Here is a 14,676-nt window from a genome sequence, read left to right as displayed (position 1 = left end):
TGCACTCGGCGAGCTGGTCAAGCTGGTCGGAGCGCACCAGCGCGGCTGGACGGCGCTGGCCGACCTGCGGGAGCGGCTGGACGATCCGGCGGCGTCCGCGGAAGCCGAGGAACTCGCCGAGCCCCTCACCGCCATGCTCGAGGTCATCGGCCCCCGCGTCGCGGAGCTGGCGGAGCAGATCACCGATCTGGTTTTGCGGCACGAGATGGGTGAGACCGCCCTCGGAGCCAGCCTGGTGCACCGCTACCGGCGGCTCGCCGGTGTGCTGGAGCTGGTGCGGTCACGCTGGGAGGACCACCAGAACCAGCTGGCCCAGGCGAACTTCCAGTTGACGAAGCTGGCGCTGTGGAGTGAGACGGCGGAGCAGGCGCGCGCCGCCGAGGCCGAGGCCGAGGCGAACAACATGAGCCCGGTTCTGCCCGAGCTGGACGGTGAAGCGATCACCTCGGCGACCGCCGAGTCCCACGTCGAAACCACTCGCCACGACCTCGGCCTCGCCCTGCGGCGCACCGAGGAGCTACGCAAACCCTTCGACGTCGCCCTGTCGGAACTGGTCCGGGAAGCGGCTTCGCTCGACGAGATTCACGGACAGTTCCAGCGCCTGGCGTCACCGGGCGAGGGAATCGACCCCGCCACCGACGGCTCGCGCCTGTTCCGCGCCAACCCACTGCGCGGCGACAAGCTGACGATGGCGAATCTGACCGACCGCGACAAGGCCGCGGTGGAACAGGTGGTGGGCCTGCTCGAAAACCGCGAGGCGATCGTCGGTTTCCTGCGCGACGCCGGCCACGAGGGCTGGCGGGCGACGGAGTTCGCTCACCTGCTCGACTCCGCGGACCCCCCGCTGCGGCAGGCCGCGGCGGAGCTGACCGCGATCGAAGACGAGCTGCGCACCCTGCTCAACGGCGACGCGAGCGGCAAGAACCACGGGCTCGGGCTCAGCATGATCATCCAGCGCAGCCATGAGCGGGCGAAGCTCCTCGAAGAGGTCATCCGGGCGCACGGGGACTTCCGGGGCCGGGTCCGCGACCCCCAGAGCCTGGGACTGCTCGGCGAGCTCCGGAAAGCGGAGGAACACCCGCTGGGCGGGCTCGCCCTGCTCTTCGACGAGCTCGACAAGGGCGGCTTCGGGGACAAGAACGTCAAGGGCGTGCTCGACGACCGGCTGCGCAGCATCAAAGCGCGGCAGTCCACCGAGTTCGCGATCGAGTCGCTGTACACACCGGTCGAGGAACAGGAACCACCCGACGCGGTCGACGCGGCCGAGCCGGTGTTCCACAACGTCGTCAAGATCACCTGGATGTCCGGTACGGACATGGTGCCCGGCGGCCGGGTCTTCCGGTCCGGGTTCACCCTGCAGGGCCGGGTGGGTCCCTCGCTCGCGCAGATCGAGTCCGGCGACCACCCCCTGGCGGCCGACTTCCGCCTGCGCGCCAAGGCGAACTGGATCGAAGGGCATTTCGGCAAGCGCATCGGGACCCAGGCGGACCTGGACGCGTTCATCGCCGAGCACGGCAGCGACCCGACCGACGGCGTGGCACTGGAGATGCCGTCGATGGTGCCGGTGGAGTGGGTGGACGGCGGGCAGCTCGTCGTGGCCGTTCGCCCGGACGCCGAGCGCGGCGACTCCACGCACGGCCTCCGAAGGGATCTCGAAAAGCTGCTGGTCGAACAGGTTTCCGGCTACCGGTCCCAGCTGCCCTCACTGGGCGTCGAGGCGCGCACGACCCTGTTGATGCAACTGGGCAGCGCCGGTGGCGTGGCGGCGGGCACCCTCACCTCGGTGGGTCTCGGCTTGGGCGTCAGCAGCACCTATCTCATCGCGCGCGGAGCCTACTTCGCCTGGACCGGTGTGGTCGCGCCGGCGGCCTACTACACGTCCATGGCGAAGCAGGTCGAGGCGGCCAACGAGATGCGGCGCCTGCGGGCGTTCATCATGCGCGGTGGCATCGGCCCGACGGCGGTATCACTCCAGCAGGGAGCGCACGACACCGCTGCGACGCTCCAGCCGCTGGCGGAGCTGATGCACGTCGAGGACGTGCCGCAGACGCCGGCGCCCGAGCCGGTCGCACGGCTCACCGGTGACGAGATGAACGACCTGCAGACCCGCATGACGCGGATCGGCGCGGAGATCGCGGAACAGCTGGTCGCCAAGACGTTCCCGATGAGCTACGTGCAGAGCCCGGCCATCCGGAGAACTCTCCAGGAACTGATCGAGGTCTCCTGGTCGGAAGAACGGATCGCCGCGGAGGACGCCGGGAAGCAGGCGGTCAACGACACCGGGACCCTCACCCTCAAGCTGCCCACCGGGGAGACGTTGAAGGTTTCGCTGGTGACCGGTGGGCTGCCGCGTTCGTACCAGGTCCTCAAGGGTGGCCGCGTTCCCGCCAGCGAACAGCGGTACTGGATCGGTGTCTCGCCGAACACCTACCAGGGTGGCGACGACGCGATCCGTGCGGCGATTTCGGAGCAGCTGGCCGATGTCGTCACCAAGGGTGCGCAGCTGTGGATCCAGCCGACTCTGCAGTCGCTGTTCAAGGAGAACTTCACCACTCTCCCGGTCGAGTTCCTGGCCACAACCTTCTTCAACCTGAGTGCCGGCAGCCTCGAGCTGATCGCACCGCTCGTGGAGGGCAGCGCGGGGACCCGCGCCGGTGCCGTGTCCTCCCGCTACCTGAACTTCAAGTACAACGCGCTCGCCCGCAAGCTGTGGGAGGACGCCGTCCGCGAGCGCCAGGGCTTTCAGGCTCTGATCGGGGCGACGGCCCGGATCAACATGGCCGACACTTCCCTGAAACTGATGGGAATCGCGGACGGCGTGGCCAAGGGCGCCGCCGCGGAGATCGGACAGCACCTGCCCGCCCAGCCGGACCAGGAGATGGTGCCGGGCAACACGGCCGAGATGCTGGTCCGGGCCGTTGACGAGGCCACAGCCAGGGCGCAGGCCTACCCCGGGATCTCCTCCGCGCGGATGCTGACGGCCGAAGAAGTCGTGGCCGAGCGTGCCAAGGCCGAGCACGAGGCGGCCGAAAAGGCCGTCAAGGCGGCAGAGAAGGCCGTCGCCAGGGCGGCCGCGGAGCTGAAAAAGGCACGCAAGAACGGGGCCGCGCAGTCGGAGATCGCCGCGAAGAACAGCGAGGTCACCGAAGCGAAGGACGCTCTCCAAGTCGCCAAGGACAAGGTGCCCGAGGCGAAGCGGAAGGTCGACGAAACCGAAGCCGCGGCGAAGGAGATCGCCCGCCGTAAGGACGACGGTGAGGACCTCACCGTCGACGAGATCGCCAAGGCGATCGACGAGGGCAACGGCCTGACCCTGCGGATCCAGGCCGAGCGGGCGCTGCGGACGCCGAAGATCCCGGGCGAGCTGCGGATCACCTACGCCCTGACCGACCTACCCGGCGCGCTCGCGCCCATGACGACGCACCAGGCGGTGTACAAACGTGGCAACACCGACGTCCGCGAGTTCATGTCCCTACTGCCCACCCAGTGGACGGAAGACGGCACCCGGATCCCGCTCCAGGACCTCCAGCAGTGGATGTACCGGCACGTCGACGACCTGATCGAGCGTGAGCGGTTCATGCACCGCCGGGAGATCCGGCAACTGGCCATCGCGGCGTTCGGCAAGGCGCTCGGCAGCGGGGCGGTCAGCGCCGGGGTCAGCCTGCAGCAGGGCAACACGGATGCGGCCGGTCAGTCCGTGACCGAGGCGAGCCAGCGGACGCTGGACGGCGCCATGCGGATGGTCACCGCGCGCAACAACATCGAACGGCTCTCGACCCGGCTGCAGAAGGAGCTCAGTCCACGGGCGGCGACAGCGCGGGCGATGGACGACTGGGCGCGTACGCTGGCGACCGACGTTTATCGTGCCGACAACGATCTGCGCGAGAGGCTGAGTCAGTACGCCGACGACCCGGTCCTCGGGGCGAAGGCCCGCGAGATCCTCGACCGGCGCCCGGAACTCACCCGGCCGGGGACGCTGTTCGAAGACCTGGAGCGCCTGCGCGAGAGCGGCGAGATGGTCGAGCGCGTCAAGCACTTGGCCAAGGTCCTGCGCTACGGTGACGGCGAGTACGTCCTGTACATCGACAAGGTCCGGAAACCCGGTCCCAAGGAACTGTGGGCCAAGCTCCGCGGCGCACACCGGCAGCAGCTGATCTTCCGGTTCGTCGCCGGTGTCCCGGGCGAGCCGACGCGGGTGCTGGCCAACGCCATCGACTCGCACTTCCTGATCGTCGGCGAGAACGCCGACGAGGCGCTGGACCGGATCTCCCGCATCGTGGCGGTCTACCACCACGGCCCTATCGGTGTCCCCGGTGCCCTGAACCTGATGCTCGACGAGCTCGGGCCGGGCAACGTCGGCAGTTTCCTCAGCCGCGCGACGACCGAGGCGATCTCGCCGGACCCGAGCCTGGCCGACGTCGGCATGCAGGCGGCCTCGGGCGTGGTCTCGAGCACCGTGAACGTGACGTCGTCGAGCTGGTTCCGTCGCGGGGAATTCCTCAAGATGGAGCAGTTCCGGTGGCGGTACTCCTACGACGGCGCGGTCATGTCGGAGGACCGGGACCAGCTGGCCCAGTTCTTCGCCCGCAAGTCCGCCGAGTACAGCCGTCAGCAGCTGCTGGACCTGCTGGAGTTCGCCGAGGCGGCGCAGTGGTACGCGCCCAAGACCGTCGAGGTTCTGCGCGCGGTCCTCGCCACGGAGACGAAATCGGTCCCTGAGGTGTTCTTGCACCACGGGATCCGCGCCGACCAGTTGCCGGAGAAGTGGACCTGGGCCGACCTCGACCAGCACATCCGGGACATCGAGCCGCCCGCACTCGCCCGCGCCGAGGCCGAGGCGCAGCTGGCGGACCTCGAAAGGCAGATGCGCGACCTCGGCGTCCTCCCGGACCACCGCGACGATGAGCACCGGCTGCTGCGCGAGCGGTGGACCAAAACCCTGATCGCCCTGGCCGCTCACGAACCGGGACTGGAAGGGCTGTACAACAGCAACACCCGGGTGGAGACCGGATTCGGCCCGGTCATCGTGCGGGCCCCCGCGGGCAAGACCGGGTACAAGGACCTGCGCATCTGGCATGAGGCGGATCTGCTGAACCGGCTGGGGCCCGTACGCCCGGGCGGAAACACGTTGCTGGCCAACGTGCCGTCGATGTGGCAGTCGCTCGGCGGCCGGCAGATCCAGCGGTTCGAGGAGGGGCGCACCCTGGCCGCGGACGAGCCTGTTCCCAAGCACGTGCTCGACGACGTCGCGCAGCTTTTCGCCGACGCGAGCCAGGTCACCGCGGGCGAGCTGCCGCCACTGCCGGACCGCTGGCCCGAGGGCCCGGTGACGAGTGTCTTCGGTTCCCGGATGTCCGACCTCACCCAAGCGCAGTACGAGCGAGCCGCGACCGAACACGGTGACCTGATGAGGGCGTTCCGCATACCCGAGGATCCGGTCGCGGTGGTGCGTGACGGCTGGCGCGGGCTGACCCGGCGCCCGTTCGGTCTGATCCACATGGATCTGCACCGGGGCAACATCCTGGTGGCGGATCACGGGTCGACGTTCCTCGACTGGGAGCTGGCGTTGTACGGGGACCCGGTCGCGGACATGGCCGTCCACCTGTACTACATGAACTACTCGGCGGAGGAAGAGCGCCACCTGCTCCGGCGGTGGACCGAACTGATGCCGGCCGAGGCGATCGAACGCTGGAAGGAGGACCTTCCGCGGTACCAGAACCACGCGTGGATCAAGTCGGCCTTGGGCGACGCCGTCCTGTACGCGGAGTACTTCGCCGACCCGGAGACGAGTGAGGAGCGTCGGGCACAGCTGATCGCCGACCTCACCGCGAAGCTGAACCGCGCCCACGAGCTGTGGCACGAGCACGGCTCCAGCGGTCGCCCGACCCCCGTCGTCTTCTCCGAGGGCGAAGTGCGGGCGGAGATCGAGAAGTATCTCGGCGGGAAGCAGCCCGTGAGCACGCCCGCACCGAGCCTGCCGACCGGGCCGCTTGAGCCGTCCGCCGAAACCGCACGCTGGGCGGCGGTCCAGGCCGGGCTGGACGCCACGGATGTGGCGGTTCGCGTCGTCACCGATCCGGAGATGCTCGCCCTGATGCGGTCGGAGGGCGCCAGGGCACTGACCCCGACCCACCTGAGCGGTCGCGAGATCTGGCTGGCGCCCGAAGCGTTCGAGTCCATCAACACCCTGGTCCGCGTGCTCGGGCACGGGCTGGCCCGCTCCGGTCAGCTCAAGCTGGGCATCCTCCCGGTCGAGTCGCTCAAGGACCAGTTGGAGGCGAACGCCGAGGCGCACGCCGACGCCGCGGTGGACCGTCTGTACGGCCGGGGTTCCCGGCCACCGGTCGTCGAACCGGGTCAGCTGCCCGAGCCGCGGGAGGGTGAGGAGGTTCTCCCGTATCTGTTCCACACGGAAGGAGACGGACATGACCACGATTCGGGTGACCAAAGTGGACGACCTGGCGGCGTTCCCGGGGATCCGGTTGCTGGGCCCGGAGCAGGGGGATCCGATCGAACCGGGGACGACCCTGACCGACTCGGGAACTGGTCGCGCCTGGCGGGTGATGTCGGTGGAGTTTCCGACACCACTGGCACGGCGGAACGGGTGGACGACGTTGCTGCTGGAACGGGCCGGGGAACCGGCGCCCTCGGTGGGAGCGACGCTGAGCAGCGACGGCTGACCGACCGGCGCGAGGCATTCTTCGCGCTGGACACCCTCCGCACGGTGGTGCCCGGTCTCGACCTCGTGCCGTTCGGCGGCAGCGGGGAGATCGAGGGCTATCTCGGCTCGGTGCCCGTGACGGTCGCGATCACCGGTCAGCCGCCCCTGGACAGTCCGCTGGCCGGTTCCCGCGGACGGCATCGGATCGTGCTGAACCTGCCTTCCGGTATGCCCCGCGATGCGGCGCTGCGCGTGCTGGGCGACCAGCTCGGCCGCGCCCGCCACGAACTGGCGCAGGAGGAGCGGCCGCGACGGTTCTGGAGCAGGCGGGCGGACCCGGCCACCGTGGTCGACGCCCCGCTCGCCGGGCGCCTGCTCGTGCTCGACGCGCTCGCACGCCAGGAAGCCGGCGTGATCGGTGAGTCCGGCTATCCGGCCGCGACGGGGGAAACCGCCCGTGAGGCGGGCGAGATCGCCGATGGCTTGCCGGAGGGTCGCGATTTCGGCGCGATCGCGGATGCCCACCTGAGTCCACTGACGAAGGCACTGCTTGCCGGACGGGAGCCATCCTTCGGCACACGGGTGACGATCGCGCGCGAGGTCCTCGGTGCCTCCGGGTCCAGCGGACTCGCGGGCGTCGAAACCGCCGCGCGGCTCCTCGCCGGACCGGAGGCACAAGCCGCGGCGATCGCGGTGCACGGCTACTGGGCCGGTGAAGGCATCGATGCCGCACTGGATGACACGATCGAGGACCACGACGGCCGCCTCCAGCGCCTGCTCGACCTCACCGGACTGCAGGAGCCGGATCGCCAGGAGGTCGTCGAGGCCGCCTACGAGACCGTGGTCAACGCGCTCGGGCAGCTCGACGGCCGGTCCTTCGCCTACGTCGTGGTGCGCCGAGACGGACAGCAGCCGCTGGTTACGGCCGTCGTGGGCCAGGACGGGCGGGTGCGCCACCTCGACCCGGTCACCGGCCGCTCCGGGCAGGCGCCCATCCACGGGTACTCCGAGGGCATGACCGCGGTCGACGTCATCCTGCACGGCCCGGCCGGGCCGGTACCGATCGCGGGCTTGTCGGTGTCGCCGGACAGCAGCCGCCCGCCGACCCGGCCCTACCTCGACGCGATGCCGCGGGCCGAGCGGGAAGCGTGGCTCGCCGACCAGATGAGCGCCGGGGCCACCACGGACGAGCTCGGCGGACTGTCCATCCTGGACTACTTCGACGCGGAGGCGCTGCCGAACACGCACCAGGAACCTCTGCGACCGTCCGCGCGGGCCCTGGCCGAACTCGCGCGAACGGCTCCCGTCCACGCGGAATTCGTGCGCAGGCACGGGCTTGCGCGCACCGCGGGTGGAGTCGTCGACCTGGCCGCCTACCAGCCGCTGGCTGCTCGCGGCCGGACCTGGGGAGGTCCGGCCACCACCCTGAGCGCGGACCGCGCGGCGGCGCGCGCGGAGTTCGAGCGGGTCTACCGGGACCACCAGGACGTCCTCGATGCGCTCGACGGGTACGAGTTCTTCTACACGCCGGACAAGTCGGCGATGGTGCTCGCGCCGCGCGCGTTCGGCGACCTGCTCGACACCGTGCTCGCACCCGGCGACGCGCGCCACCCGGCCGACCCGGTCCGGCTCGTGCACCGCCCGGCCCTTCCCGGCGAGGACACGACCGGTCGCGTGTGGACGCCGGTCGACGGGCCCGTGTTCGAGGACGGCAAGGTCCCGGTCCTGAACCCGGACCAGATGCGCAGCGACGTCGCGTTCCAGGTGCTGCGCTCGTTCACCGACGCCCGCCGGATGCTCGTGCGCAACCGCCTCGTCACCGAGGTGGAGGGCACCGGCGACCACCTGGTCCGATTGCACCGCGGCGGGGAGGTGGTCCGTCTCGCGGTGCCGAACGAGTTCCTGGTGCCCGCGGACCCCGAGGTGGCGAAGAGCCCCCGGTGGATGCTCGCCGCGGAGGCCGCGCTCATCGACCAGGGGCTGACGAACGCCGGCTATCCGGGCAGCGCCGACCACGTCCGCTCGATGCTGGAGGCGGTGTCCGGCCTGGAAGTGGTCGTGTCCCACCTGCCGGGTCTCGGCGCGACCGGTGACGCACTGCACCAGCTGCTGCCGGTACTCGCCGATGCGAAGATGCCCATGCTGGCCCGGCTTTCGCGCGGACCGGAAGGCAGGTACGTCACGGCGACACCGGTCCGCGACGCCCGGACCGGCCGGGTCCTGGTGAACATCCCCGATCTGGGGACCCGGGCCACCATTCACGAGTTCGAACTGTTCCTCGACTTCGGGCAGCCGCTGGTGCACGCGACGTTCCCGGAAGGGGGCGGACCGCACCGGCCGCGCGGGCTGCCGTCGGTGCCCGAGGCCCACGGGCCGGGGATCAACCCGGTCGCGCGGTTCCCGGGGCGCGGCATCGAACAGCAGTTCATGGCGGCCCGCTTCGACCCGGACCTGGGCGGCGCCGAGCTGCCGGACGGGCGCGATGCTTCGGTGGAACCCGAGCTTCGCAATATCCCCGAACTGGACGCGCTCGTCGCCACCGGGGAAGTGAACACGTCCTTCGAGACCGACCGGGAAGAAGCGCTCGCCGCGCTGGACACGCTCGCCCGGGTCGTGCCGGAGCTGAGGATCGGTTCGGTGGACGGAACCCCGCAGGTCGATCTCGCGGGCGTGCCCGTCACGGTCGACTACACCGACCGGACCCGGCGCGTCGGCCCGCGCCTGGTGGTCGCGTTCGCCGGCACGGCGCCCGACTCGGGGAAGCCTCCGATCAGTCTGGAACTGCATCCGGGAACTCCGCGCGACCAGGCGGCGCGGGCGCTCGCGGACCAGCTCGGCCGCGCCCGGCACGAGCTGAACCAGGAAACCCGGATGCAGCGGTTGCGGCGCGGTCAGCTGCGCCGGCCCGACCCGAAGACCGCCGTCGACGCCGCGTTGGCCGGGCGACTGCTCACTCTCGACGTCATCGCCGCTCAGGAAGCCGCCGCCATCGCCGAGGGTGGCCATTCCGCGCGCACCGGCGAAGTCGTCGCCGCGTTCCGCGACACCGCGTTTGACGTCTCCCAGGAGCTCGACCTCGACGCCATCGCCGCGGCGCACCTGCGCCCGCTGACGCTCGCCCTGATCGAGGAGGAGGACCACCGCCGCGATCTCGTGGCCAGGGAGATGATGCTGGGTCACCTCACCCCGGATCAGCTGCGGAACCTGCCGGAGGAGCACTGGCGGGCCAACAACATCGTCTCCGGCGAGGTCCGGCCCGCGAAGTGGACCGGGAAGCAACCCTTCGCCCCTGCTCGCGTGACCCGCGTGCTCGGCGAACGCGGCGGCCTGACGCCTGCTCCCGAAGCGCAGTTCGCCATCGCGGACGAGGCGCTGAGCGTCACACCGCTCACCGGCGTGCAGGACCTGATCCGCGCCGCGCGGCTGCTCGCACCGTGGGCCGCCGACCCGGCGGGACGGCTCGCCGACGCCGACGCGGCGATGGTCCTGCACGACTACTGGATCCGCGACCGCTCGCGCACCATGCAGATCGACGCCGCGGCCCGCCGCACCGTCGACGGCTTCGCGGACGGCGACCTCACCCGGCCGCTGGGCCGCGAGCTCGACGGGCTGGGCCGGATCGCCGACCGTGGCGGCCGCTTCCAGCGGCTGGCCGACACCACCGGCCTGCACACCGCCGACGCGGTCCCGACGATCGACCTCGCCTACCTCGACCTCGAAAACGTGCTGGCGATGAGCCGGGGCAACGCCTTCGCCTACGTCGTCCTGCACGGCCCGGGACGCGAGCCCTACGTCACCGCCGTCGCGAGCCAGGACGGCGGAACGCCGGTGTACCTCGATCCGGTTCGCGGCGTGGCGAGCCCCGAGCCCCTGTACCGCTACGAGCATGGCGTGACCGCGATCGACGTCATCGTCCACAACGGAGGGGCGACGGAGGCGCGCGCGTTCACCTTCAGCAACCGGCCGCTGTCGCCCGTCAACCCGCGGACACCGACGAAGGTCCACCTCGGCGTGATGTCGTCCGAGGAACGCGCCGCGTGGGCCGTGCACGCCGACCGGTTCCGTCAGGCGGAGCTGGACGGCGAGAACGTGCTGGACTCCCCGGCCTCGTTCCCGCCGGAAGCCGCCGCGCTCTACTACTCGCTGGCGGGGAGCCGTCCGGCGCAGCTCGAACTGCGGGCGATGGCCCACGTCATGGACGCGGGCACGAACCCGGAAGTCTTCGTGCGCGCGATCCAGCACCTGCGCAAACTGGCCGAGTGGACCTACCCCGACCTCGCCGAGCAGGGGATGGACCGGGCGCTGGCCGAACTGCTCACCACACGGTGGGAGAACGGTCTCGGCACACTGCCCACGAACATCGCCCCCGCAGCCCCGCGCCACTACGACGACCCGGCGAAGTCCGACCACGCCTGGATCCGGCGGGTGCTCAAGGAGATCGCCAAGAAGCAGCTCCCGGAGGAGCGCCTGATCCGCCTCGCCGAGACCGAACCGGTGCTGGGGTCGCTGCTGAACTCGGTCCACGATCCCGCGGCCACGCCCGGCGAGGTCGCTCCCTTCGACCAGCGCGACGGGCTGCGGCGGACGCCCGCCAACGAGACGGCGGAGCTGGAGAAAGCCATGCTCGGCAAGGGGGAGCACCCTGCCAAGCAGCAGGCGCCGAAGGTGTGGCAGAAGTTCCTCTGGCGGCCGGGCACCTCCTCGTTCGAAGTCTTCCTCGCCGCGCGGTCCATCTTCCACCTCGGCATCGCCAAGCTGCCCGCGCTGCCCATCTTCCGCGGGATCCGGGATGGCGAACCCTACGGCTTCGAACTCGGTGCGGCCGGGCGCGAGGAAATGATCACCGGCGCCCGCTTCCGCTCCTATCCCGAGGGCGTGGACCCCTACGCCGACATCGAACGCGAGTTGACGGCCCGGCCCGGCGCGATGGTGCACGTCATCCACCGGCTCAGCTCGAACCCGCACGACCTGCACGCCGCGGCCATCGCCGTCAACCACGGTGGGACCGTCCACTGGCTCACCGACGACGTGATCAGCGGCAAGCCGCAACGACTCCGCGGCCTGACGGCGAGCGACGTGGCGGACAGGGTGCTGGACGCCGCGGACTTCGTGGACGACCTCGCCCTGGGGTACGCGCTGCGGACCGGCATGGGCCCGCGCCACGCCCCCGTTCCCGAGAAGATCCTGTTCTGGCGGAAGAAGCCGGGGCCCGGTCTGCCCGCCGGCTTCGGGATCGACGTCCTGATGATCGACGGCGACGGCAAACCGGTGGTGCTGTCCGGGACGACACCCAGCCCGGTCAGCCAGCTGCCGCCCACCGCCGGCTACCTTCACGCCGCGGGCGGCGACGAATCACAGGAGTGGATCGCGCTCGCCCGGTCCCTCACCATGCGGCCGGACGCCTCAGGGCTGCCCGACGATCTGCGGGCCGTCCACGATGCCATGACCGATCCGCGTGCACGGCGGCAGCTCCTGGCGTGGCACTCCAGGAACAGCGGTGATCTGCCACTGCTGCGGCGGGCGCTGGCCAACCGCGAAGCTCTGGCCGTCCTGGCGTATCCGGATCTCGCTCCGCACGAAGCGCTCGAACGCGCACTCGCCGGCGACTGGGACCAGGGCCTGGGCACGCTCGTCCCGCGCGAGGACAGCGGAGCAGCGGGGCGGCCCGAACCCGAGCTGGACCTGAATTCGCCGTGGCCGGACAGCGAGCCGCTGCACCCAGCGGAAAATCACGTGAGCGAACTGGCCGGACAGGCGCCGGCACTCGCCCAGCTGGTGCGGACGCACGGCCTGCCCCGCACCCCGTCCGGCACGGTCGACCTCGAACGCTACGTACCCGTCATCGCCAAGGGCCACGTGGCGGCCGTCGACCCGTTCTCGGCCGGGGATCCGGCCGCACGCCTGGCCCTGGACCGTGCGCAGGCCAGGGCCGCGTTCGAGGCGGAGCACGGGAACAACCCGGAGATGATGGCTCTCTTGGAGGACCACGAGTTCTTCTACCGGCCGGACCGGAAAGGCATGGTGCTCGTGCACCGCGCCTTCGATGCGCTGGCCGACTCGGCCCTCCCGCCCGAGGACCCGCGGCATCCGGCGAACCCGAACCCACTGGTGCCGCGCGAGCCGGCGCTGTACGAGGACACCGACGGCCGGTCCTGGGCGCCCGTCGCCCGGCCCGTCTTCGACACGCTCGACCCGGCCCTCATGAGCAGCGGCCAGATGCGGTCGATGACGGCCTTCCGGGTGCTTCACGCCGTAGCGGCGGCGCAGCCGGACCAGATCCGCCATCTCGTCACCGAACTGCCCTCCGGCGACCACGTGGTGCGGCTTTCGCCGCGGCGTGGATCCCGCGATCTGGTCGTGCCGAACGAATTCCTGCTCCCTGCGGATCCGGCCAGTCCGGAGAGCCCGCGGTGGATGCTGGCGGTGGAAGACGCTCTCCTCGCGGAGGACGTGGCGCACACCCGCTACCTCGCCGCGCCCGACGAGGTCGCCGCGGTTCTCGAGGCAGTGATCCCGCATCCCGTGCGGCAGTCGGTCGTCGACGCGGAGAACGCCGTCGCGTTCCTGGGCGAGCTGCTTTCCGCGCTCGCCGACGCCGGGATGCCGTTGCTGGCCAGCATGCCCGAGGTCCGGCACGGCATCTACACCGCTGCGACACCGGTGCGCGGCGAAAACGGCGAAATCCGGCTGCGGATTCCCGGCTGGGACACCCAGCCGATCATCCCGGAGTTCGCGCAGCTGCTCGACACGGGCTCGCCGCTGATCCACGGGGATCCGCCGGAGCCGGTGAGCGTCTTGAACGACGAGGTCGGTGTCCACGCCGTCCGGCACGCCGCTCGTGATCTGCGCGCCGAGTACGGCTCGCTCGGCCGGAACCCGCTGACGAGGGTCGACGTGCCGGAGACGGGGCGGGGGCTGGTCCAGATCCACCGCGACCGCGACGGGCACTACGTGGTGATCGAGGGCATGGGCCCGCACGCCGTGACCGAGCCCGGCGACCCGAGGCAGCACGTGCTCGCCGCGCTCAGTGCCATGGCCGTCGAGGGCGGTGCGAAGGCACCGCACGTGGGCGCGATGCGCGCGCAGCTGGACAAGGGTGAGCTGCGGTACTTCCGGGTCACCGCCAACCTGAACATCGCCCAACTGTCCCGCTATACCCAGTGGGAGCTGGAACTCCAGGACGCCGGAAGCCTGTATGCCGGCTACTCCCGCCAGGAACTGGACCTGACGGGCGAGCGCCTGCGCCGGCTCGACGACGAGGGCACCAAGCCCGAGCCCTGGCCGGAGAACCGGAGGGATCCGCGGCTCGAGTACTGGGAGAGCGGCAAGCTCAAGGTGACGCCGGAGAACATCCGTCTGATAGCCGAAAAGTACGGCATCGAGATGCACGACAGGGCGAAGGTGACGATCAACAAGTCCAAGCGTGGCATGTACGGCGAGACGGTGCTCAACGGCCGGGGCGCCCGCGTCGAGGCCACGCCGCAGGCGTTCGTCAACGAAGAGGTGCTGGCCCGCACTCTGTACCATGAGAACGAGCACGTGAAGCAGTTGGAGAACAAGGGCTGGCGGCCCGTCGGATCGGCCCGGGAATGGCGGGCCTGGGAGAACGAGGCGCACACCGCCGACAAGGAGTGGTGGCAGAACCACCCGCTCAACCAGGAACGGGAAGACTGATGGCCGGCGAGCAGCACGCTTCCTACGCCGACTGGCAGCGCACCTATGGCGAGTACTACGACGCGCTGCCGGACCGGCCCGGCACGGCGTGCCCGAACTGCGGCCACCACGAGCTGCGCCTGGTGTTCGTCGCCGACGAATCGGACCGGATGGGATACGCCCAGTTCTCCTGCGCCCACTGCGGTTTCGGCATCCACATCTCGCTCACGACGGTGCCCGAAGGGGTGGAGTTCGAACCGATCACCACCCCCGTCGAGGTGCTCAACGCCCGGCTGCCAGACTTCACGCTCGTCCATCCGCCGGACGCTGTGGACGACGACATCGAAGAAGTCCGGTTCTGA

2 protein-coding genes (1 of these 2 only partly in view) are annotated in these 14,676 nt (G+C 70.6%); both read left to right on the top strand.

All coding sequences use genetic code 11. From position 1 onward, the window contains the following. Positions 1-14,335, top strand: the 3' portion of a protein-coding gene (locus HNR02_RS33450; RefSeq protein ID WP_179777593.1) for a WXG100-like domain-containing protein. It extends 25,310 nt beyond the left edge of the window; 14,335 of the gene's 39,645 nt are visible here — the last part of the coding sequence; the start codon falls outside the window, past its left edge; its stop codon occupies positions 14,333-14,335. After that, positions 14,335-14,676 (top strand): hypothetical protein, encoded by a 342-nt coding sequence (locus HNR02_RS33445; protein WP_179777592.1) that lies wholly within the window; start codon positions 14,335-14,337, stop codon positions 14,674-14,676. Before HNR02_RS33450 ends, HNR02_RS33445 begins: the two co-directional genes overlap by 1 nt.

The sequence above is a fragment of the Amycolatopsis endophytica genome (genome assembly GCF_013410405.1).
Classification (GTDB): Bacteria; Actinomycetota; Actinomycetes; order Mycobacteriales; family Pseudonocardiaceae; genus Amycolatopsis_E; species Amycolatopsis_E endophytica.
Note: the sequence above shows the minus strand (reverse complement) of the source record. Positions and strands in the feature narration are given on the sequence as shown.